The organism is Streptomyces endophyticus (assembly GCF_035798155.1).
Classification (GTDB): domain Bacteria; phylum Actinomycetota; class Actinomycetes; order Streptomycetales; family Streptomycetaceae; genus Streptomyces; species Streptomyces endophyticus.
Map to the genome: position 1 here is coordinate 79035 of NZ_JAOZYC010000082.1, position 19858 is coordinate 98892.

Consider the following 19858-nt stretch of genomic DNA (forward strand, 5'->3'; position numbering starts at 1 on the left):
TTTGAGGGCCCGCTGAGCGAACAGCACAACCTGACCGACGGTCAGGCCGTCAGGGTCTCGACGAGGGTCTCCTGCAGCCCGCCGAGCCACAGATACGCCATCACCATCGGCTTGCGCGCGTCGTCGTCCGGGAGCCGGTAGAGGAGGTCCGTGTCCTCCTCGTCGGTGATGTCGAGGCGGGTGCCGATCGCGAGGCGCAGATCGTTGAGCGCGCGCATCCACTGGACGGACTCGCTCTGGGACAGCTTGAGAACCGCGCCGCCGTCGCCCGCCGGGCTGAGCGTGTCCAGCGTGCGGATCACCGCGAGGGCGTCCTCGCGCTTGCCTGCCCGCAGATCGTTCTCGGTGAAGCGGCGGAACTCCGAGGAGTGGGCGCGCAGCTCGTCGGCGTCCTCGGCGTTCCCGCCCTCGGTGCCCGGACCGCCGTACGCGTCGGGGAGCAGGCGGCGCAGCACCGCGTCGGAGGGCGGCTCGCTCGGCCCCTCGGCGAAGAGTTCCGCGAGCGGGTCGTCGCTCACCTCGCCGCCGGGGCCCGGCCCGATCAGCTCCAGGAGCTGGACCGCAAGCGAGCGGATGATGGAGATCTCGACGTCGTCGAGGGCGACGGCCGCGCCGCCACCGGGGATCGGTTCGAAGTGTCCTGGCATCGGGATGCTGCTACTTCCGATCCTGTTGAAGCGTGGCCCACAGGCCGTACCCGTGCATCGCCTGCACGTCGCGTTCCATCTCCTCGCGGCTGCCCGCGGAGACGACGGCCCGGCCCTTCTGGTGCACGTCCATCATGAGTTTGGTGGCCTTGTCCTTCGAGTACCCGAAGTACGCCTGGAAGACATACGTCACGTAACTCATGAGGTTCACCGGGTCGTTGTGGACGAGCGTGATCCAGGGGACGTCCGGCTCAGGGACGACGGATACCTCCTCCGTCGTCTCGGGCCTTTCGATCTCAAGGGGTGTTGGCGCCGTCACAGGGCCCATGCTGCCACCACCACCCGGCCCACGCACAAACGGGCGCAGAAATCGTCACCCTGACGTTAATCGGGGGTAGCATCCCTCCCATGAACACAGCGGACCTGGGGCTGCCGGTGGACGTTCCGTCGACAGCACTCTTCACCGACCACTATGAGCTGACGATGCTGCAGGCGGCCCTGCGCGGGGGCACCGCCGACCGGCACTCGGTCTTCGAGGTCTTCACCCGGCGCCTGCCCGAGGGCCGTCGCTACGGCGTCGTCGCGGGCACCGGGCGCGTCCTGGACGCCGTCGAGAACTTCCGCTTCGACGCGGCCGTCCTCGACTTCCTGCGCGAGCGCGACGTCGTCGACGAGCCGACGCTCCGGTGGCTCGCGGACTACCGCTTCTCCGGCGACATCTGGGGCTACCCGGAGGGCGAGGTCTACTTCCCCGGCTCCCCCGTGCTGCGCGTCGAGGGCACCTTCGCCGAGTGCGTGCTCCTGGAGACGGTGATCCTCTCGATCCTCAACCACGACTCGGCGATCGCCGCCGCCGCGTCCCGGATGTCCTCGGCCGCGGGCGACCGGCCGCTGATCGAGATGGGCGCGCGCCGCACGCACGAGCTGGCCGCCGTGGCCGCCTCGCGCGCCGCGTACGTGGGCGGGTTCGCGACGACCTCGGACCTGGCGGCGGGGTTCCGGTACGGGATCCCGACCGTCGGCACCAGCGCGCACGCCTTCACCCTGATCCACGACACCGAGCGGGACGCCTTCCGGGCCCAGGTGGACTCCCTGGGCAAGGGGACGACGCTGCTCGTGGACACGTACGACGTGCAGGAGGCGGTCGCGACGGCCGTCGAGATCGCGGGGCCCGAGCTCGGCGCCGTCCGGATCGACTCCGGCGACCTGCTGCTCGTCGCCCACCGGGTGCGCCAGCAGCTGGACGACCTCGGCGCGGAGAACACCAAGATCGTCGTCACCTCCGACCTCGACGAGTACGCCATCGCCTCGCTCGCCGCCTCGCCCGTGGACGCGTACGGGGTGGGTACGCAGCTGGTGACCGGGTCCGGGCACCCCACCTGCTCCATGGTCTACAAGCTGGTCGCGCGCGCCGAGTCCGCCGATCCGAAGGCGCCGCTGGTGCCCGTGGCGAAGAAGTCGGCGGGCGGGAAGACGTCGATCGGCGGCCGCAAGTGGGCCGCGCGCAGGCCAGACGCGGACGGGGTCGCGGAGGCCGAGGTCGTCGGCACGGGGGCCGTCCCGGCGGAGCTGGCCGACCGGCAGCTCCTCGTCGAGCTGGTCAAGGGCGGCGAGGTGGTGGCCCGTGAGCCGCTCGACGCGGTGCGCGAGCGGCACATCGCGGCGCGCGACCTGCTGCCGCTCTCGGCCACCCAGCTGTCCAGGGGCGAGCCGGTCATCCCGACCGAGTACGTCTAGGGCCTGCCGCCCCCTCGACTGCGCCCCATGCCCTCTCCCGCAACGCACTTGAAGCTTCTACGCTCGTAGTCTCCAAGCAGAAGGACAGCAATCATGCGTCGCGCCCTGATCGTCGTGGATGTGCAGAACGACTTCTGCGAGGGCGGCAGCCTCGCGGTGGCGGGGGGTGCCGATGTCGCTGCCGCGATCACCGATCTCGTCGGGCAGGCCGGGGGCGGTTGCTACCAGCACGTCGTCGCCACGCGTGATCATCACGTCGACCCCGGTGAGCACTTCTCGGAGGCGCCGGACTTCGTGCACAGCTGGCCGCGGCACTGTGTCGCCGGGACCGAGGGGGTGGGGTTCCACCCGAACTTCGCCCCCGCGGTCGCCTCCGGCGCGGTCGATGCGGTGTTCGACAAGGGGGCGTACTCGGCGGCGTACAGCGGGTTCGAGGGGGCGGACGAGAACGGGGTGCCGTTGGCGGAGTGGCTCCGGGCGCGGGAGGTGTCCGAGGTGGATGTGGTCGGCATCGCGACGGATCACTGCGTTCGCGCCACCGCGCTCGACTCGGCTCGGGCCGGGTTCCGTACGAAGGTGTTGCTCGATCTGACCGCCGGGGTTGCGGCCTCCTCCACCGAGGCGGCGCTTGAGGAGCTGCGCTCGGCCGAGGTCGAACTCACGGGTAAGCCCGTCGTGGCCTAGGTCGCGGGGCTCTGCCCCGGGCCCCGCTGCTCAATCGCCGCAGGGGCTCCGATTAGACGCCCGACGGGCTCACGCGGCCCGGCAGCAGAGCCCGTATCGGGTGCCACAGCTCGCCCGATCTCGTGTCCGGGGCCGTGCGCCAGAGCAGGCCGTCCGGGTGGTGGAGGACCGCTGTTATCTCGTCCGGGGTCGGCGGGTGGGCGTTGCCTCGGAGGTAGACCGCGCGCAGACCCAGGTTGCGCAGGCGGGTCAGGGCCCGGGGGCGGTTCGCGGCGTGCACGAGGACCCGTACGGCGCCTTCGGCGGAGCCGGGCGCGGGCAGGGTCAGAGCGACCACCACAGTGCCTCCCGGCAGCTTGCAGAACCCTCCTGCGGACATGACTGTCACACCCCCGTGAGACGTAGTGTCAATAAGGAACTCACAGGACGCACCTAAACACGACCGGCCGCGGCCCCGCTAGAGGGTCGCGGCCGATACGTTTCTGACCTGCGGTTTTACCGGACTACTTGGCCGAGGGGCCCACCTTGACAGTCATCGAGGAGCCGTCGAGCGGCTGCTTCACGATGCTGATCTTGGTGTTGGTGTCAGTTGTGCGCACGCTCCCCGTGGGGTTCTCCGCGTACCAGTACGTGCCCTTGTGATCGTCGAAGACCGGCGTGCCGGACTGTGCCGGGATCTTCGTCTCCACGCCCAGCTTGTGGAGCGTCATGCCGGGGACCGGGTAGCGGCCGAAGGCGGCGTCGTACGGCGTGATCTTGTTGGTGATCAGCTTGCCGTCGGACCACTTCAGCGGCTTCGCGTGCGCGTCGACCGGGAGGATCAGGCCCTTGCCGGGGTGCTGGCCGACGTTGTTGTTGCGCTGCGAGGTGTCCCACTGCCAGATCATGAGGCCGGGGCGGTACGCGTAGTGCTCGACCCAGTTCTGCTTGGCCCCGCCGTCGCGCCAGCCGAAGTTGTACGGGCCGACCTTGAGGGTCTTGTCGTACGACACGTACTGGCGGTTCTCGGCGAGGTAGAACTGCGGGTAGTCGCCGGAGATGGACGCACCGACGCGGGAGAAGCCGCGCGTGGCCCAACCGGCCTGCTCCGTCTCGGCGTTGTCGGAGAAGAGCGTCGCGCCGTCCGCCTTGACCGTGAAGTTGTCGAAGGCGAAGCCCATTTGGGCCACTCCCCCGTCGGTCTTGTAGCGGAAGCGGACGTCGACCTTCTGGCCGGCGTAGTCGTCCAGCGGGTAACTCAGGTGCTGGAACTTGCCGTTGGTGCCCGTGAGGGCCGGCTTGTCGCCGCCGTCGCGCGGGATCGGGGAGCCGTCGGCGGTGCCGTCGATGGTCTTCCAGCTCGCGCCGCCGTCGGTGGACACCTGCGTGTACAGGTAGTCGTAGTCCTTCTCGATGTCGTACCAGCCGTCGAGTTCGAGGGCCGCCGACGCCTTGCCGGTCAGGTCAACGGTCCGGCTGAGCGTGTTGTCCAGGTCATCGCCGTAGTCCGACCACCACTGCTTCGCGCCCTCGGTGGGCTTCACGATGTCCGTGGTGACGTTCTTCTTCGGCAGTTCGACGACGAGCGCCTGCTTCAGCTTGGTGTTGTACTCCGCGACACCCAGCTTGTGCGTCGACTTGGTGGCGGCCTTCGCCTTGTCGTAGTTCAGCCAGCCGAGCTGGAGCTTGTCCCAGGCCGTCATGTCGCCCGGCATGTCGCCGATGGCGTCCTTGCCGGTGCCGAGCCAGGAGCCCGCCGACATCAGCGACCAGAAGCCCACCGAGTTCTCACCGGTGTACGTCGTGTCGTACAGGTCGGGCAGGCCCAGGTCGTGGGCGTACTCGTGGGCGAAGACGCCGAGGCCGCCGTTCTCCGGCTGCATCGTGTAGTCGCCGACCCAGATGCCGGTGTCGCCGATCGGGGTGCCGCCCGCCTTGAAGCCGGACGGGCCCGTGTCGCCGTCGTCACGGCTGAAGGCGTAACCGCGGTGCGCCCAGAGGGAGTCGCCGCCCTGCGCGCCGCCGCCGGCCGAGCCGTCCTCGCCCGCGTGCACGATCTGGAAGTGGTCGATGTAGCCGTCGGGCTCGTTGAAGTTGCCGTCGTTGTCGTGGTCCGTGCGGTCCCACTGGTCGTACTGGGCCATGTCGGCCTTGATGTCGGCGTCCGACTTGCCGGCCGCCTTCTGCTGCGCGACCCAGGCGTTGACGCCGTCGCGGACCAGGTCCTCGACGTTCGGGCAGTTGTCGGCGCCGCAGTAGTTGGAGCCGTAACGGGCCTCGTTCCACTCGACCTTGACCCAGTCGGAGACCTCGCCCTCGACCGAGTAGCGGCCCGAGGAGGTCTTCTCGTAGTAGGTCTTGAGGGAGTCGGCGCCCTTGCCGGAGGCGGTCTTGCCGTCGCCGAAGTAGAGGTCCTTGTAGTGCTGGGAGTTGTAGTCCTTCTGCCAGGCCGTGCTGTTGTCCTTGGCACGGTCCGGCTCGGCTATCCGGTTGTGCAGCGGGCCCGGCGTGCCGCCGTACTTGGGCTTCAGCTCGTCGGTGTCGTCGTCCGCGCGGTCCACCAGGGTCGTGTCGTCGACCTTGTCGCCGAACTCGGTCAGGATCGTGAAGATCTTGTCCGTGCGCTCGCGGCCCAGCTCGACGTACTTGCCCTTCGACAGCTCCACGACCTTGGAGCCGTGCTTCTCCTGGACCTTCGACGTGCCCTGGAGAACCTGCTGCAGCGCGGCCTGCCGCTGCTTCTCCTGCTGCTTGCTGAACGGGCCGTCGAAGACGTGCCCCTTCCCCCCGTACGTCTTTCCGTCGGCGGTCGTGCTCGACCTGGCCGGAGTGTCGGCCTGGGCCGTGGTCGCCGCGAGCGAGCCCGTGGCCGCGGTGGCGGCGAGGGTCGCGAACACGGCGACCGATCTCAACGCCCGTCTCTTGATGGTCACTTGAGAGATCCCCTCCTCCGTGGCGTGAGCGCCACGCGTCACAAGTGACGTCATTTGACCGGAGGTAGAGGAGAAATAACAGACCTTGACTGAGGCCTTCACTTTGCATTATGCAGAGCGTTTGGTTCGGAATCCGGACACGTCGACCGCGACCGTATCCGCGGCAACAGGCGCGCCGTACCGTCCACTTGGTGGACCTGGTGACTCCGTGCGCCCCCCATGCTCCGGCAGCATTGCTTAGGGCATGCTTACCGTGTGCCCTGCTCGGGCACAGGTCCGAATAGTCCCCCGATGTCACGAGGACGGATCTCACCATGCCTCGCCCGACTGTCGCACAGCTCGCCTACGGTTCGGCCACCGTCGTCTGCTCCACCATCGCCATGGTTCTGCTGTCCCAGACGGAGTCGGGCCCAGGCATTCCCGTCATCGCCGTCTCCGCGCTCATCCTGGGCCTGTTCGTGGCGATGTCGGTGCCGACCCGCAAGCGGGGCGCCGCCGCAGACACCGCCGCCGCACAGGAGCGGGTGCCGGCGCAGCGCCTCAGCACCACGGTCCCCTCGCCTTCGGCCTCCACGGACGCCTCGCGCGCACGCGAACCGGCGGGCCCGTGAGGAACGGGCCCGCCGGTTCGTCGTTGTGGGCTTCGGTCAGGCGGCGCTGACCACCACGGTTTTCGCCGCCTTGTCGTGCAGGCCCTGCTTGTAGGGCTTGTCGAAGAAGCTCCAGCCGCCGCAGATCGCTGTCCAGATGCAGGCGCAGCAGAACACGGCGGGCACCCACAGGACGACCGCGCGCAACAAGTTGCTCTGCATGCTGGGCGTCGCGCCGTCACTCAGGTTGGCGACGCGCAGCTTCAGCCACTTCTTGCCGAGCGTCTGCCCGGTCTTCGCCGTCATGATCGTGTCGTAGCCGACGTAGAGAATGGCCCCGATCAGCGACTGGGCGAGCCGCTTGCCCGCGCTCATGTCGTCGGTGTCGATGTCGTACTGGCCGACCCCGAAGAGCCACGACAGCAGGCCGACGACGATCGCGATGAGGATGATGTCGATGATCCGCGCGAGGACGCGTTTGCCGCTGTCGGCCAGCGGTGGCATCCCCGCGAGCGGGTCGGCGGCGCCGTAGCCACCACCGTAGGGATCACCGCCGTACGGGGGCGGGGGCGGTGGTGGGGGCGCCGAGTCGTAGGGGTTCTGGGGGTTGTCGTACGGCGAGCCGCCGCCCTGGTCGGTCGGCGGCGGCTTGCGGAACGGGTCGTCGTCCGGCGGCTGGCCGGACCCGGGCGGCGGTTCGGTGCTCATGGCCCGAGTGGAACGCGAACCCCGGCGCCCTGCACGTGGCGGGCCGCCGTCCGGATGACCCGGCCGTCGGTCGGCCGTCAGTCGGCCGCCACGAACGTGCGCGCCACCTTGTCGTGCAGGCACTGGCGCCACGGGCGGTCGAAGGCGCCCCACAGGACGCCGAGGACGCCCACGCCGAGGACGCCGGGCACGCTGTAGGTGAGCCAGCGCTTGAGGGCCGAGACGAACGTCGGGGCCTCGTGCTCCTCGATGTCACGGACCGTCAGGCCGAGCAGCTTCTTGCCGAGGGTCTGGCCCCACTTCGACGTCGGCAGCGCCTCGTAGAGCGTGCCGACCACGAGCAGCACCGCGAGCACGATGCCCAAGTACGTGCCGGTCGTGCCGTCGAGCAGCCAGACCGTGACCTGGTGCCCCGAGTCCTTCGCCTCGTCGATCTTGCCGTTGATGTGGTCGGCGGCCTTGGTGCCGAGCGGCACGGCGACGGTCGCGGTGACCGCGCCGACGACGACCGAGTCGATGAGCCGGGCCACGAACCGCTTGCCGAGCCCGGCCGGGCGGGCCGCGGCGGCGGCCTGCGCCGCGGCGAGGAACGGGTCGCTGGCCACCGGCTTGAACGGCGCCACCGGGCCGTTCGGATCGGCCATGGGCGCGGGCGCATGGCCCTGAGCCTGACCCGGCGCCTGACCCGGCGCCTGGCCCGCCAGCTGGTGCACCTGCTGCGGCCACGAAGGGGAGCCGCCGCCGGGCCCCTGCGTCATGGGGCTCTGGAGATGCGCCTGCGCCTGGGGCGGCTGGTGCTGGTGCTGTTGCGGCTGGTGCTGCTGCGGCTGCTGCGGCTGCTGCGGCTGCTGCGGCTGCTGTTGCGGGACGTTCGGCTGGGCCGGGGCGGCCGGGGCCTGCGGAGCGGCCTGTGGAGCGGCCTGCGGGTTGAGGCCCGCGCGGGCCTGCGCCTGGGCCTGTCCCGGCGTGGCAGCCCCGCCCTGCCCACTCTGCCCGCTCTGCCCGTCCTGCTTCGGCAGCGCGCGGAACGCCATCGTGCCGTCGGCGGGAGCCGGCTGACCGGCCCCCGGCTGCTGCATGGCGCGGAGCTTGACCGTGCCGTCCGTGCGCTCCGGCGGCGCGGACGCCTCCGGGGAGGCCTGCTCCGGGGTCTCTGCGCCCGGCTCCGCGCCCCAGGAGACCCGGTGGGCCTGTTCGGCGCCGAAGCCGGTCTGCCGGGCGGTGTTGGCCTGCCAGGCGGACGCGGGCTCGGGCGCCGCGGGTGCGCCGTGGTCCGAGGGCCCCATCTCCGTACGCACGGAGGGCTCCTCGTCGAGGAAGACGGGGCCCGTCTCCTCCGCGGGAGGGGGCTCGGACACCGAGGTGGGGGCGGGGGTGGCGCCCGCTCCGTGCGGGGCCGGAAGGGATGTTCCGTCGGAGGGGGCGGGGCGACTGGTGCCCGGAACCCACGCAGCCCCGTTCCAGTACCGGACATATCCGGGAATGGACGGATCGGGGTAGTAGCCTTCGCGGGGCCTGTCGTCGCCGGGGGCCGGGGTTGGCGCACTCATGTCCGTCGTCCCGTATCTGCTCGGGGGTCTTGTTGTGGGTTCCACATCTATCAGACCGCCGTGCCCGCCCGTGCCGCTCCGCCGTTACGGACCACTTTCCGGGGAACGTGACACCCGCTCCGGGACGCGGAGAAATATCTTCGTCGAACTCGCGTAATGCTCCCGGCAGATCGTGCTCTCACCTTCCAGCGGGCCCGCTCCGGGCCCGTACGACGGAGAGGAAACGCACGACATGCACACCGTGGTGGAACGCGAACTGGAACTGAAGCTCGTGCTCTCGCCGGAGCGGAGCATCCCCGTTCCGGCCCGACTGACCTACCGGACCGACGACCCCTACGCCGTCCACATCACGTTCCACATCGGCTCGCATCACCCGGTCAACTGGACGTTCGCCCGCGAGCTGCTCGTGGAGGGCGTGTTCCGGCCGTGCGGGCACGGGGACGTGCGGGTGTGGCCGACGAAGGTGGACGGGCGCAGCGTGGTTCTGGTGGCGCTGAGTTCGCCGGACGGGGACGCGCTGCTCGAGCTGCCGACCGCGCAGGTCTCGGCCTGGCTGGAGCGGACGCTCCGGGCGGTGCCACCCGGCACGGAGACGGAGCAGCTCGGCATCGACGACGCCCTGGCCGAGCTGCTCACTCCGACACCGGCCACCGACGACCTGTACCTGTGCGACCCGTGGCCGGGGGACGAGTCGTCCTCCGACGACCTGTGAGGGCCGCGGCACGGAGGCGGGGTCACTCGGAAGGTGCGCCCGGGTCCAACGTGCCGGTGAGCGAGGCGCCCACCGGGGCGGGGCCCTCGTCGGCGACCGCGGTGCCGATCGCGAGGCCGACGGAGGAGAGCGCGATGGCGCCGACCAGCACGGCGGCGGTCGTCCTGCGGCGGCGGGCGGACTTGTCGTGGTTACGCTCGGCGGTGCTGTGGCTCATCGGCGGGACCTCTTCGGGGCGCGGGGTGCCGGCCGGCGCCCTGACGGCCGGCCGTGCGACCTCTCCAGGATTCCGCCGGAGGGCACCCCGCCACATGAGGCTTTCGTCCTTTATGCGGGCCCTACGTGACCGGGGCCGCACTCCTGGCGATCAGAACAGCTTGCCGGGGTTGAGCAGGCCCAGCGGGTCGAAGGCCGCCTTCACCGACTGCTGCATCTCGACGCCGACCGGGCCGAGCTCGCGGGCGAGCCACTCCTTCTTCAGTACGCCGACGCCGTGTTCGCCGGTGATGGTGCCGCCGAGTTCGAGGCCGAGCGCCATGATCTCGTCGAAGGACTCGCGGGCGCGGCGCCCCTCGTCGGCGTCCTGTGCGTCGAAGCAGACGGTGGGGTGCGTGTTGCCGTCGCCCGCGTGCGCGCAGACGCCGATGGTGAGGTCGTACTTCTCGGCGATCCGCTCGACGCCTTCGAGCAGCTCGCCGAGCTTGGAGCGCGGCACGCACACGTCGTCGATCATCGTGGTGCCCTTGACCGCTTCGAGGGCGGTGAGCGACAGGCGCCGCGCCTGGAGCAGCAGTTCGGACTCGGCGGCGTCCTCGGCGGGCACGACCTGGGTGGCGCCTGCGGCCTCGCACAGCGCGCCGACGGCCGCGAGGTCCGCGGTGGGGTCCGGGGTGTCGAAGGCGGCGAGGAGCAGCGCCTCCGTGGTCTCCGGCAGGCCCATGTGGGCCATGTCGTTGACGGCCTTCACCGTCGTACGGTCCATGAGTTCGAGCAGGGACGGGACGTGCCCGCCCTCCATGATCCGGCAGACCGCGTCGCAGGCCGCCTCCGCGGAGGCGAACTCGGCTGCGAGCACCAGCTGTTGGGGAGGCTGCGGCTTCAGCGCGAGCGTCGCCTTCACCACGATACCGAGGCTGCCCTCGGAGCCGACGAAGAGCCGCGTCAGGTCGTAGCCGGCGACGCCCTTCGCGGTGCGCCTGCCCGTCTGCAGCAGCCGCCCGTCCGCGAGGACGATGTCGAGCCCGAGCACGTACTCCGCCGTCACCCCGTACTTCACACAGCACAGGCCGCCCGAGGCCGTGCCGATGTTGCCGCCGATGGTGCACATCTCCCAGCTGGAGGGGTCCGGCGGGTAGTAGAGCCCGTGCTCGTTCACCGCGCGGGAGAGCGTGGCGTTGATGACACCCGGTTCGACGACGGCGATCCGGTCGACCGGGTTGATCTCCAGGATGCGGTCCATCTTGACGAGCGAGAGGACGATGCAGCCCTCGCTCGCGTTGGCCCCGCCCGACAGGCCCGTGCGGGCGCCCTGCGGGACGACCGGGACGCGCAGCGCGGTCGCCGTCCGCATCACGTGCTGGACCTCTTCGACGGTGCGCGGCAGCACGACGACGGCCGGGGTGCCCGCGTCGCAGAAGCTCGCCATGTCGTGGGCGTACGAGGCGGTGACGTCGGCGTCGACGATGATCGCTTCCGCGGGCAGGCCCGTGCGGAGCTCTTCCATGAGGGTGCGGCTCATGATCACACCTTTGCACTCCGTGCCACCGGTGTGAACCCCCTGCCTGCACCCCGGGGCTCTGCCCCGGACCCCGCTGCTCAATCGCCGCAGGGGCTTGATCTTCACACCAGAGCCGTGCCGATCAGGCCGTTGCGGGTGATCAGGGAGGCCAAATCCGCCTCGCTCAGATTCCCCGTTCCGGCGGGACGCCGCGGCAGGACCATGTACCGGGTCTCCGCGCTGGAGTCCCAGACCGTGACCTTGACGTCGTCCGGGAGCGCAACCCCGAACTCGCCGAGCACCGCCCGTGGTTCGCGCACCACACGCGACCGGTACGCCTCGCTCTTGTACCAGCCGGGAGACGGGCCCAGGAGCCGCAGCGGGTAGCAGGAGCAGAGCGTGCACACGATCATGTTGTGCACGTCCTCCGTGTTCTCGGCGACGCGCAGCCGCTGGGGCTGAACTCCCCCTGCGGAGAAGCCGAGTTCGGCCACCGCCGCGGAACCGTCCGCGAGCAGCCGCTCCTTGAACGCCGGGTCGGTCCAGGCGCGGGCCACCACCTTCGCCCCGTTGACCGGCGAGGCGCCCGCGAGGAAGCCGTCGATGACCTCGTCGACCGTCTCGCCGCCGACGATGCCCTTGTCCTCCAACAGGCTTTCCAGGAGCCTCACTTGGCGGGAGATCACCGCGTCGTCGTGGTTACCGGACATCGCCGTCGACCTCCTCGAAAGGCTCCAGATAGCTCTCGGACAGGTCGAGGACGACGTCGTGCTCGCCCTCGCCCCACAGCTCGCGCGCCGCGAACCGCACCGCGTAGATCATCTCGACGGGAGCGTCCTCGCGCCCCTGCGCGCGCACGTCGGCGAGCGGCGCCCGCCCCTCCGGCTCGACGACGACGCCGAGCTTGCCGCGGGCGTAGCGCGGGAGGCGGGTGTGGTGCGGCGGGTCGTGCCGGTACGTACGGACCAAGTCGCCGGATGCGTAAGCGGGTTGCTCGGGCTCAGGCACGGTCGAGCACCCCCTCCTCGATCACGCCCTTGCGTTCGAGGAGCGTCCGGATCGCGTGGAACCAGCGCTCGTAGTACGAGGCCGCCAGGTACTCCTGGGGCGGCATCGTCTCGATGGTGTCCCGGAACTCGTCGAGGTTGAAGACCTTCTGGACGAGCAGCGCGCGCTGGAGCGCGAAGACCCGCGCCTCCCAGTCCGCGTGGAAGGGTTCGGCGTCATCGGTGGTGTCGATGGCGCCGAACCCTGTCGTCCCGCCTACGTCGTTCATCCTGGCCATACGGCCAGACTAGGCCCGGGTCCTACAGATTTCCGCGCTTCTCCTGCTCCCGCTCGATCGCCTCGAAGAGCGCCTTGAAGTTGCCCTTGCCGAAGCCCATGGAGCCGTGCCGCTCGATCATCTCGAAGAAGACGGTCGGCTTGTCCTGGACCGGCTTGGTGAAGATCTGCAGCAGGTAACCGTCCTCGTCGCGGTCCACGAGGATCTTCAGCTCGCGCAGCGTCTCGACGGGCACGCGGGTCTCGCCCGCCCACTCGCCGAGGGTGTCGTAGTACGAGTCCGGGGTGTCCAGGAACTTGACTCCGGCCGCCCGCATGGCCTTGACCGAGGCGACGATGTCGTTCGTGGCGAGCGCGATGTGCTGGACACCCGCGCCGCCGTAGAACTCCAGGTACTCGTCGATCTGCGACTTCTTCTTGGCGATGGCCGGTTCGTTGATCGGGAACTTCACCTTCAGGGTGCCGTCCGCGACGACCTTCGACATCAGCGCGCTGTACTCGGTCGCGATGTCGTCGCCCACGAACTCCTTCATGTTCGTGAAGCCCATGACCTTGTTGTAGAACGCGACCCACTCGTTCATCTTGCCGAGTTCGACGTTGCCGACGCAGTGGTCGATGGCCTGGAAGGTGCGCTTCGCCGGGGGCTCGACGATCGGGTCGGCGGCGGCGAAGCCGGGCAGGTACGGGCCGTCGTAGCCGGAGCGCTCCACCAGCGTGTGGCGGGTCTTCCCGTACGTGGCGATCGCTGCGCGCACGACGGTGCCGTGCTCGTCCTTCGTCTCGTACGGCTCGGTGAGGCCACGGGCGCCGTGCTCGACGGCGTACGCGTACGCGGCGCGCGCGTCCGGGACCTCGATGGCGAGGTCGACGACGCCGTCGCCGTGTGCCGCTACGTGGTCCTGGAGGAAGTTGCCCCACTCGGTGGACGCCTTGATGACGGACGTGAAGACGAAGCGGGCCGAGCCGTTGGTGAGGACGTAGGAGGCCGTCTCGCGGCTGCCGTTCTCCGGTCCGGAGTAGGCGACGAGCTTCATGCCGAAGGCGGTCGAGTAGTAGTGCGCGGCCTGCTTGGCGTTGCCCACGGCGAAGACGACCGCGTCCATCCCCTTGACCGGGAAGGGGTCGGCCTGCCGTGCGGTGTCGGGGGTGTGGTGTGTGGTCTGCGTCATACCGTGAGGTTCCCGCCGGTCCGCAAGGTGCGCAATAGTTTGCGTTTTCGCTGGGCAATCTGACCAGTGGAGGGTCCGTTTCTGCGGGCTGCTTGTACAGGGTGACCACCCGGAGACGGGCCGGCGACAGGACGGCGACGGAGGCGTACATGACGATCGACGATCTGGACGGGCGGCTCATCGTGCTGCTCGCGCGCGAGCCACGGATCGGGGTGCTGGAGATGTCCCGCCGGCTCGGCGTCGCGCGCGGCACCGTGCAGGCCCGCCTCGACCGGCTTACCTCGAACGGAGTCATCCGCGGCTTCGGTCCCCAGGTGGACCCGGCGGCGCTCGGCTACCCGGTCACCGCGTTCGCGACGCTGCAGATCAGGCAGGGGCAAGGAGCCGATGTCAGGACCCATTTGGACGGCGTCCCCGAGGTCCTGGAACTGCACACGACGACCGGCAGCGGGGACATGCTGTGCCGGCTCGTGGCCCGTTCGAACGCGGATCTTCAACGTGTGATCGACCGGGTTGTCGGTTTTGATGGCATCGTCCGGGCTTCCACGGCAATCGTCATGGAAAATCCTGTTCCGCTGCGGATCATCCCGCTCGTGGAGCAGGCGTCAGGAGATTCCTGACGGCTATCCGAGCACCGCCCGGGAGTGAGGTGCGATGAACTTCTGGGACTACCTGGGCGCACGGCACCAGCAACTGCTCGCCGACGCTTATCAACACGCGAGCGCCGTCTTCCAGTGCATGGTCCTCGCGACCTTGATCGGCATCGTCATCGGCATCGTCTCGTACCGCAGCGAATGGGCCGGGAACCTGGCGACGACCGCCACCTCGACCATTCTGACCATCCCCTCCCTGGCCATGATCGGTCTGCTGATCCCGATCGTGGGCCTCGGCGTCGCGCCCACCGTCATCGCGCTCACCCTGTACGGGCTGCTGCCGATCGTGCGGAACGCGATCGTGGGCCTGCGCGGCGTCGACCCCGCTCTGATCGACGCGGCGACGGGCATCGGGATGTCCAGGACCGCCCGCCTGTTCAAGGTGGAACTGCCGCTCGCCTGGCCGCCGATCCTCACCGGGATCCGGGTCTCCACGCAGATGCTGATGGGCATCGCCGCCATCGCGGCGTTCGCCTCGGGCCCCGGGCTCGGCAACGAGATCTTCCGCGGCATCGCCTCCCTGGGCAGCGCCAACGCGCTCAACCAGGTGCTCGCCGGAACGCTCGGCATCATCATCCTCGCCCTGCTCTTCGACGCCGCGTACGTCCTCATCGGACGGCTGACCATCCCGAGGGGGATCCGTGCCTGACACCACGACGACCGAAGCCCCCGAGGCGTCCGGGGCCAGCATCGAGCTGGAGAACCTCACCAAGCGCTATCCCGGTTCCAGCGACCCCGCCGTGGACAACGTCAACATGGAGATCAAGGCGGGCGAGCTGATCATCTTCGTCGGCCCGTCCGGCTGCGGAAAGTCCACGACGCTGAAGATGATCAACCGCCTGATCGAGCCGACCGGCGGCCGCATCCGCATCGGCGGCGAGGACGTCACCGACATGGACCCGGTGAAGCTGCGCCGCAAGGTCGGCTACGCGATCCAGTCCTCCGGGCTCTTCCCGCACATGACGGTCGCCCAGAACATCGCGCTCGTGCCGAAGATGATCGGCTGGTCCAAGTCGAAGATCAAGGCGCGGGTGGAGGAGATGCTCGACCTGGTCGGCCTCGACGCCGCCGAGTACCACGGCCGCTATCCGCGCCAGCTCTCCGGCGGCCAGCAGCAACGCGTCGGCGTGGCACGGGCGTTGGCCGCCGACCCGCCCGTCCTGCTGATGGACGAGCCGTTCGGCGCCGTCGACCCGATCACCCGCGACCACCTCCAGGACGAGCTGATCCGGCTCCAGCACGAGCTGCACAAGACGATCGTCTTCGTCACGCACGACTTCGACGAGGCGATCAAGCTCGGCGACCGGATCGCGGTGCTCCGCGAGAAGTCGCACATCGCGCAGTTCGACACCCCCGAGGCGATCCTCACCAATCCGGCGGACGACTTCGTCTCCGGGTTCGTGGGCGCGGGCGCCGCCCTCAAGCGCCTCAACCTGACGCGCGTACGCGACGTGGAGGTCACCGACTATCCGACGGTGGGCGTCGACGACCCGCTGCAGGACATCTTCAACAAGCTGCGGGCGGCCGGCACGAACGAACTGCTGCTGCTCGACAAGCGCGGCCGGCCCTACAAGTGGCTGCGCCGCGGCGACCTGATGCGCGCCAAGGGCTCCCTCGCCCGCGCGGGCACCCTCGTGCACGACACCGTCACCTGGGACGCCACCCTGCGCGACGCCCTCGAAGCGGTCCTCACCGACAACGCGGGCCGCGTCGCGGTGACCGGGCGGCGCGGCGCGTACGAGGGCGTCGTCGACATGGAGACGCTGATGAACTCCGTGCAGGAACTCCTGGAGGCCGACCGGCTCGAAGCGGTCGAGCACCAGCACGAGCTGGAGGAGAAGCGCGCCGAGCAGACGCATCAGGAGCAGGAGGGCTCCCAGGGCGCCGGCGGGGAGGTGAAGGCGTGAGCACACCGTCCCGAAAATCGCCTCCGCAGGGCGGGCGCCCCGAGGGCGAGCACGAGGTCAAGGGCCTCGCGTTCCGCGACGAGGGCCAGGGCGAACAGGAGGCCCCGCCCGCGCCGCCCGCCCGGAAGGAACCCTCCCGCATCACCTGGAAGAAGCTGACGTTCCTTCCGGTGTTCCTGATCCTCGTCCTGCTGATCACGTGGCTCTGGTTCCGCAACGCCGACCTCGACACGATCTCCGAGAACGCCATCTCGGGCGGCAAGGTGTGGAAGGCGCTGCGCCAGCACATCAGCCTGACGGTGATCTCGACGTTCTTCGTGCTGATCATCGCGATCCCGCTGGGGATCCTGCTGACCCGCAAGATGTTCCGCAAGGCGACGCCCTGGGCGATGGCCCTCGCCAACATGGGCCAGGCCACCCCGGCCATCGGCCTGCTCGCCCTGCTCGTCATCTGGCTGGGCATCGGCGAGAAGTCGGCCCTGATCGGCATCATCATCTACGCGATCCTGCCGGTGCTCTCCAACACCATCGCGGGCCTGAAGGCCAACGATCCGACGCTCCTCGAAGCGGCGAAGGGCATCGGAATGTCGCCGATGGGAGTGCTGCGCAAGGTCGAACTCCCCCTCGCCGTCCCGCTGATCCTCGCGGGCGTGCGCACGGCGCTCGTCCTCAACGTCGGTACGGCGACGCTGGCCACCTTCGGCGGTGGCGGCGGCCTCGGCGTCCTCATCACCACCGGAATCACCAACCAGCGCATGCCGGTCCTGATGCTCGGCTCGATCCTGACGATCGCGCTGGCCCTGCTCGTCGACTGGCTGGCCTCGCTGGCCGAACTCCTGCTGCGCCCGCGCGGGTTGGAGGTGCGCACATGAAGCCCAAGAAGCCCATGAAGTACCGCGTACGGGTGGCCGTCGCGGCGAGCTGCGGGATCGCGCTCCTCGCGAGCGGCTGCGGACTGACCAGCGGCAGCCCGCTGGTCGACGACGTGCAGCCCGGCTCCATCGGCAAGGACAAGCCACTGGAGGGCGCCGACATCACCGTCACGTCCAAGGAGTTCACCGAGCAGCTGGTGCTCGGCGCGATCATGGGCATCGCCTTCAAGGCGGCCGGCGCGGACGTCCTCGACCGGACCGGCATCCAGGGCTCCATCGGCGCCCGCGAGGCCATCAAGTCCGGCGACGCCGACGCCATGTACGAGTACACGGGCACGGCCTGGATCACGTATCTCGGCAACTCGGACCCGATCACCGATCCGCAGAAGCAGTACGAGGCGGTGCGCGACGCCGACAAGAAGAACGGCATCACCTGGCTGCCGCAGGCCAAGCTCAACAACACCTACGCGCTCGCCATGAACGACGCCAACTTCAAGAAGTACGGCACCAAGACGCTCTCCGACGTCGCCGCGCTCGCCAAGAAGGACCCGAAGGCCGTCACGCTCTGCGTGGAGAGCGAGTTCGCCAACCGGGCCGACGGTCTGCCCGGCATGCAGAAGGCGTACGGGATGAACGTGCCGGCCGCCAACATCACGCAGATGGACAGCGGCATCATCTACACCCAGGCGTCCAAGGGCAGTTGCACCTTCGGCGAGGTCTACACGACCGACGGCCGGATCAAGGCGATGAACCTGAACGTCATGGAGGACGACAAGAAGTTCTTCCCGAACTACAACGCGGCACCCTCGATCAACACCAAGGCGCTCAAGAAGTACCCGGCGATGGCGGACATCCTGAAGCCGATCACGAAGAAGCTCGACAACACCGTCGCCCGGGACCTCAACGCGAAGGTGGACGTCGACGGGCAGGACCCGCACGACGTGGCGAGGGAGTGGCTGGTGAAGGAGGGCTTCGTCAAGGAGTGAGCCCGCCCGCTCAGCAGGTGGGGACCGCGCCCGAACCCTTCTCCATGTTCGTCAGCGCGGTCATCGTGCCCTTGAGCGTGCTCACCGAGATCAGCTTCATCGCCTTGGGCGCGGAGGCCTTCGCGTCCGAGCACTCCGCCTTCGGTACGAGGAAGACCGTGGCGCCGTCCCGGTCGGCGGCCTGCACCTTCAGGGACACGCCGCCGACCGGGCCGACCTTGCCCTTGGCGTCGATGGTGCCGGTGCCCGCGATGGACTTCCCGCCGGTGACGTCGCCGCCGCTGCCGTCGCCGTCCAGCATGTCGATGATGCCGAGGGAGAAGAGCAGGCCCGCGCTCGGGCCGCCGACGTCGCCGAGCTGGAGGTCGACCTCGATGTCCTTCGAGGGCTTGCCGAGGTAGGAGAGGGCGGCCTCGGTGGCGGCGTCCTGCGAGCCCTTCATCTCCTGCTTGTTGTGCTGCTCGACCTCCTTCGTCGAGTCGCCGGTCGGGTACACCGCGTCGCGCGGCATGACCGCCCGGTTCTCGGCGAACCAGCCGTCGAGCACGTCACCGAGGTGCACGGAGGCGTCGGGCCCCGTCGCCACGATGGTCACCGCGCGCAGCTTGCCCTCCGTGGGGCGGGTGGGCGCGCCGCTGATGTCGATGACGGGTTTGCCGTCCGACTTCCCCAGGACGTTCGTCGTGGGGCCCGGCTGCGCCACCGAGAACGGCAGCGGGGCGAAGCCCGCCACCGCGAGGAGGGCGATGACGGGGGCGGCGCAGAGGGCCAGGGCGGTGGGGCGGCTGAGGCGATTGAGCACGGGTTGACTCTAACGTGACGGTTGTTGTTCACCGGCGACGGCGTTGCGGTCGCGGGGCTCTGCCCCGGACCCCGCGGGCTCTCGTCCGAAAAACGGGGCTTGATGTGTGGCTGGGTCTACCTGAGCGCGTCTGCTACCTCTCGGGCCGCGTCCAGGACCCTGGGGCCGACCCGTTCCGGGACGGAGTCCGAGAGCATGACGACGCCCACGCTGCCCTCCAGGCCGGTCACCCCCAGAAGCGGCGCAGCCGCGCCGCTCGCGCCTGCCTCCAGTTCGCCGTGCGTGAGGGTGTAGCCGGTCTCGGGGAGTACGCCCTGGCGGGCGCCGAGGATGGCGCGGCCGGCGGCGCCCCGGTCGAGCGGGTGCCGGAAGCCCGTGCGGTACGCCACGTGGTAGTCGGTCCAGGTCGGCTCGACGACGGCCACGGCGAGGGCCTCCGTGCCGTCCACCAGCGTCAGGTGCGCCGTCGCCCCGATGTCCTCGGCGAGCGCGCGCAAGGCGGGGAGTGCGGCCTCGCGCACCAGGGGGTGGACCTGGCGGCCGAGGCGGAGGACACCCAGCCCGACGCGGGCGCGGCCGCCCAGGTCACGGCGGACGAGGGCGTGCTGTTCGAGGGTGGCGAGCAGGCGGTACACGACCGTCCTGTTGACGCCGAGCTTGTTGGAGAGCTCGGTGACGGTCAGGCCGTGGTCGGTGTCGGCGAGCAGTTTGAGGACGCGCAGTCCCCGGTCGAGCGTCTGGGAGGTCTCCGCGGTCACGACGCCCACTCCTTAGTGGTGAGGGACGGCGGCCTCCTGCGCGGGGGTCGCGTCACCTGTCCCGTGGGCGACGCGCGTCAGAGGCCGCCGGTCGGTGATCAGGCGCTGGGCTGCTTACGGCTGTCTTTTGACGCACCGGCTGCGCTCCGCGGCGGCTCTGCCACGGGGCG

At 69.7% G+C, this 19858-nt stretch carries 23 protein-coding genes; 9 read left to right on the forward strand and 14 right to left on the reverse strand.

The genetic code is table 11. The features are described 5' to 3' along the window. Positions 1-41: 41 nt before the first annotated feature. Together OKJ99_RS10500 and clpS are read right to left on the reverse strand one after the other, a co-directional pair. A complete protein-coding gene (locus tag OKJ99_RS10500; RefSeq protein ID WP_326015604.1) occupies positions 42-647 on the reverse strand; it encodes a DUF2017 domain-containing protein in 606 nt (201 codons plus the stop codon). Between the two features lie 10 nt (positions 648-657). After that, on the reverse strand, positions 658-975 hold the full coding sequence (gene clpS, locus OKJ99_RS10505; RefSeq protein WP_326015606.1) for an ATP-dependent Clp protease adapter ClpS: 318 nt from the start codon (positions 973-975) through the stop codon (positions 658-660). Positions 976-1055: 80 nt separating this feature from the next. On the opposite strand from clpS, the gene OKJ99_RS10510 reads away from it, so the two are divergent. Beyond that, positions 1056-2384, forward strand: coding sequence for a nicotinate phosphoribosyltransferase (locus OKJ99_RS10510; RefSeq protein ID WP_326015608.1), 1329 nt, complete (start codon positions 1056-1058; stop codon positions 2382-2384). Between the two features lie 93 nt (positions 2385-2477). After that, complete coding sequence (locus OKJ99_RS10515) at positions 2478-3068, forward strand: isochorismatase family protein (protein WP_326015609.1); 591 nt, start codon at positions 2478-2480, stop codon at positions 3066-3068. A gap of 52 nt (positions 3069-3120) precedes the next feature. Here the strand turns inward: OKJ99_RS10515 and OKJ99_RS10520 are convergent, their stop codons facing one another. Both OKJ99_RS10520 and OKJ99_RS10525 read right to left on the reverse strand, forming a co-directional pair. Further along, positions 3121-3447 carry a hypothetical protein gene (locus OKJ99_RS10520; protein ID WP_326015610.1) on the reverse strand — a complete coding sequence of 109 codons (327 nt, stop codon included), beginning with the start codon at positions 3445-3447 and terminating at the stop codon, positions 3121-3123. 124 nt (positions 3448-3571) lie between these two features. Next, on the reverse strand, positions 3572-5980 hold the full coding sequence (locus OKJ99_RS10525) for an immune inhibitor A domain-containing protein (protein ID WP_326015612.1): 2409 nt from the start codon (positions 5978-5980) through the stop codon (positions 3572-3574). Between the two features lie 314 nt (positions 5981-6294). Between OKJ99_RS10525 and OKJ99_RS10530 the strand changes: the two genes are divergently transcribed. Continuing rightward, positions 6295-6591, forward strand: coding sequence for a hypothetical protein (locus tag OKJ99_RS10530; protein ID WP_326015614.1), 297 nt, complete (start codon positions 6295-6297; stop codon positions 6589-6591). Positions 6592-6627: 36 nt separating this feature from the next. Here the strand turns inward: OKJ99_RS10530 and OKJ99_RS10535 are convergent, their stop codons facing one another. Both OKJ99_RS10535 and OKJ99_RS10540 read right to left on the reverse strand, forming a co-directional pair. Then, positions 6628-7278 carry an RDD family protein gene (locus OKJ99_RS10535; RefSeq protein ID WP_326015615.1) on the reverse strand — a complete coding sequence of 217 codons (651 nt, stop codon included), beginning with the start codon at positions 7276-7278 and terminating at the stop codon, positions 6628-6630. A 77-nt stretch (positions 7279-7355) separates the two neighbouring features. Beyond that, complete coding sequence (locus OKJ99_RS10540; RefSeq protein ID WP_326015616.1) at positions 7356-8828, reverse strand: RDD family protein; 1473 nt, start codon at positions 8826-8828, stop codon at positions 7356-7358. A gap of 232 nt (positions 8829-9060) precedes the next feature. Between OKJ99_RS10540 and OKJ99_RS10545 the strand changes: the two genes are divergently transcribed. Further along, complete coding sequence (locus OKJ99_RS10545; RefSeq protein ID WP_326015617.1) at positions 9061-9540, forward strand: SsgA family sporulation/cell division regulator; 480 nt, start codon at positions 9061-9063, stop codon at positions 9538-9540. A gap of 22 nt (positions 9541-9562) precedes the next feature. Here the strand turns inward: OKJ99_RS10545 and OKJ99_RS10550 are convergent, their stop codons facing one another. The 6 genes from OKJ99_RS10550 to hppD form a co-directional block, all read right to left on the reverse strand. Then, on the reverse strand, positions 9563-9757 hold the full coding sequence (locus tag OKJ99_RS10550) for a hypothetical protein (RefSeq protein WP_326015619.1): 195 nt from the start codon (positions 9755-9757) through the stop codon (positions 9563-9565). Between the two features lie 150 nt (positions 9758-9907). Continuing rightward, positions 9908-11278 (reverse strand): FAD-binding oxidoreductase, encoded by a 1371-nt coding sequence (locus OKJ99_RS10555; protein WP_326015620.1) that lies wholly within the window; start codon positions 11276-11278, stop codon positions 9908-9910. A 101-nt stretch (positions 11279-11379) separates the two neighbouring features. After that, positions 11380-11967, reverse strand: a complete 588-nt coding sequence (gene nthA, locus OKJ99_RS10560) for a nitrile hydratase subunit alpha (RefSeq protein WP_326015621.1) — start codon at positions 11965-11967, stop codon at positions 11380-11382. Next, positions 11957-12265 (reverse strand): SH3-like domain-containing protein, encoded by a 309-nt coding sequence (locus OKJ99_RS10565; RefSeq protein ID WP_326015622.1) that lies wholly within the window; start codon positions 12263-12265, stop codon positions 11957-11959. Before OKJ99_RS10565 ends, nthA begins: the two co-directional genes overlap by 11 nt. Further along, on the reverse strand, positions 12258-12542 hold the full coding sequence (locus OKJ99_RS10570) for a hypothetical protein (protein ID WP_326015623.1): 285 nt from the start codon (positions 12540-12542) through the stop codon (positions 12258-12260). The genes OKJ99_RS10565 and OKJ99_RS10570 overlap by 8 nt, the downstream gene beginning before the upstream one ends. Before the next feature lie 22 nt (positions 12543-12564). Continuing rightward, positions 12565-13710: a 4-hydroxyphenylpyruvate dioxygenase gene (gene hppD / locus OKJ99_RS10575; RefSeq protein WP_326015624.1), complete on the reverse strand. Its 1146-nt coding sequence runs from the start codon at positions 13708-13710 to the stop codon at positions 12565-12567. A gap of 149 nt (positions 13711-13859) precedes the next feature. Between hppD and OKJ99_RS10580 the strand changes: the two genes are divergently transcribed. The 5 genes from OKJ99_RS10580 to OKJ99_RS10600 are packed head-to-tail and all read left to right on the forward strand — an operon-like array spanning position 13860 to position 18128. Then, positions 13860-14330, forward strand: coding sequence for an Lrp/AsnC family transcriptional regulator (locus OKJ99_RS10580; protein ID WP_326015626.1), 471 nt, complete (start codon positions 13860-13862; stop codon positions 14328-14330). A 34-nt stretch (positions 14331-14364) separates the two neighbouring features. After that, entirely contained in the window at positions 14365-15012 is a 648-nt protein-coding gene (locus tag OKJ99_RS10585) for an ABC transporter permease (protein ID WP_326015627.1), read from the forward strand. Then, positions 15005-16270 (forward strand): betaine/proline/choline family ABC transporter ATP-binding protein, encoded by a 1266-nt coding sequence (locus tag OKJ99_RS10590; RefSeq protein WP_326015628.1) that lies wholly within the window; start codon positions 15005-15007, stop codon positions 16268-16270. Before OKJ99_RS10585 ends, OKJ99_RS10590 begins: the two co-directional genes overlap by 8 nt. Next, complete coding sequence (locus OKJ99_RS10595) at positions 16267-17142, forward strand: ABC transporter permease (RefSeq protein ID WP_326015630.1); 876 nt, start codon at positions 16267-16269, stop codon at positions 17140-17142. The genes OKJ99_RS10590 and OKJ99_RS10595 overlap by 4 nt, the downstream gene beginning before the upstream one ends. A gap of 14 nt (positions 17143-17156) precedes the next feature. Next, positions 17157-18128: a glycine betaine ABC transporter substrate-binding protein gene (locus tag OKJ99_RS10600; RefSeq protein ID WP_326015689.1), complete on the forward strand. Its 972-nt coding sequence runs from the start codon at positions 17157-17159 to the stop codon at positions 18126-18128. Between the two features lie 10 nt (positions 18129-18138). On the opposite strand, the gene OKJ99_RS10605 is transcribed toward OKJ99_RS10600, so the two are convergent. Beyond that, positions 18139-18930, reverse strand: a complete 792-nt coding sequence (locus OKJ99_RS10605; protein ID WP_326015632.1) for a S16 family serine protease — start codon at positions 18928-18930, stop codon at positions 18139-18141. A gap of 116 nt (positions 18931-19046) precedes the next feature. After that, entirely contained in the window at positions 19047-19688 is a 642-nt protein-coding gene (locus tag OKJ99_RS10610; RefSeq protein ID WP_326015633.1) for an IclR family transcriptional regulator, read from the reverse strand. Positions 19689-19858: the final 170 nt, after the last annotated feature.

What these genes read in the sequence shown, in the direction of transcription:
- OKJ99_RS10500 (WP_326015604.1), bottom strand. Translation starts at nt 647, where the DNA reads ATGCCAGGACACTTCGAACCGATCCCCGGTGGCGGCGCGGCCGTCGCC.
- clpS (WP_326015606.1), bottom strand. Translation starts at nt 975, where the DNA reads ATGGGCCCTGTGACGGCGCCAACACCCCTTGAGATCGAAAGGCCCGAG.
- OKJ99_RS10510 (WP_326015608.1), top strand. Translation starts at nt 1,056, where the DNA reads ATGAACACAGCGGACCTGGGGCTGCCGGTGGACGTTCCGTCGACAGCA.
- OKJ99_RS10515 (WP_326015609.1), top strand. Translation starts at nt 2,478, where the DNA reads ATGCGTCGCGCCCTGATCGTCGTGGATGTGCAGAACGACTTCTGCGAG.
- OKJ99_RS10520 (WP_326015610.1), bottom strand. Translation starts at nt 3,447, where the DNA reads ATGTCCGCAGGAGGGTTCTGCAAGCTGCCGGGAGGCACTGTGGTGGTC.
- OKJ99_RS10530 (WP_326015614.1), top strand. Translation starts at nt 6,295, where the DNA reads ATGCCTCGCCCGACTGTCGCACAGCTCGCCTACGGTTCGGCCACCGTC.
- OKJ99_RS10535 (WP_326015615.1), bottom strand. Translation starts at nt 7,278, where the DNA reads ATGAGCACCGAACCGCCGCCCGGGTCCGGCCAGCCGCCGGACGACGAC.
- OKJ99_RS10540 (WP_326015616.1), bottom strand. Translation starts at nt 8,828, where the DNA reads ATGAGTGCGCCAACCCCGGCCCCCGGCGACGACAGGCCCCGCGAAGGC.
- OKJ99_RS10545 (WP_326015617.1), top strand. Translation starts at nt 9,061, where the DNA reads ATGCACACCGTGGTGGAACGCGAACTGGAACTGAAGCTCGTGCTCTCG.
- OKJ99_RS10550 (WP_326015619.1), bottom strand. Translation starts at nt 9,757, where the DNA reads ATGAGCCACAGCACCGCCGAGCGTAACCACGACAAGTCCGCCCGCCGC.
- OKJ99_RS10555 (WP_326015620.1), bottom strand. Translation starts at nt 11,278, where the DNA reads ATGAGCCGCACCCTCATGGAAGAGCTCCGCACGGGCCTGCCCGCGGAA.
- nthA (WP_326015621.1), bottom strand. Translation starts at nt 11,967, where the DNA reads ATGTCCGGTAACCACGACGACGCGGTGATCTCCCGCCAAGTGAGGCTC.
- OKJ99_RS10570 (WP_326015623.1), bottom strand. Translation starts at nt 12,542, where the DNA reads ATGGCCAGGATGAACGACGTAGGCGGGACGACAGGGTTCGGCGCCATC.
- hppD (WP_326015624.1), bottom strand. Translation starts at nt 13,710, where the DNA reads ATGACGCAGACCACACACCACACCCCCGACACCGCACGGCAGGCCGAC.
- OKJ99_RS10580 (WP_326015626.1), top strand. Translation starts at nt 13,860, where the DNA reads ATGACGATCGACGATCTGGACGGGCGGCTCATCGTGCTGCTCGCGCGC.
- OKJ99_RS10585 (WP_326015627.1), top strand. Translation starts at nt 14,365, where the DNA reads ATGAACTTCTGGGACTACCTGGGCGCACGGCACCAGCAACTGCTCGCC.
- OKJ99_RS10600 (WP_326015689.1), top strand. Translation starts at nt 17,157, where the DNA reads ATGAAGTACCGCGTACGGGTGGCCGTCGCGGCGAGCTGCGGGATCGCG.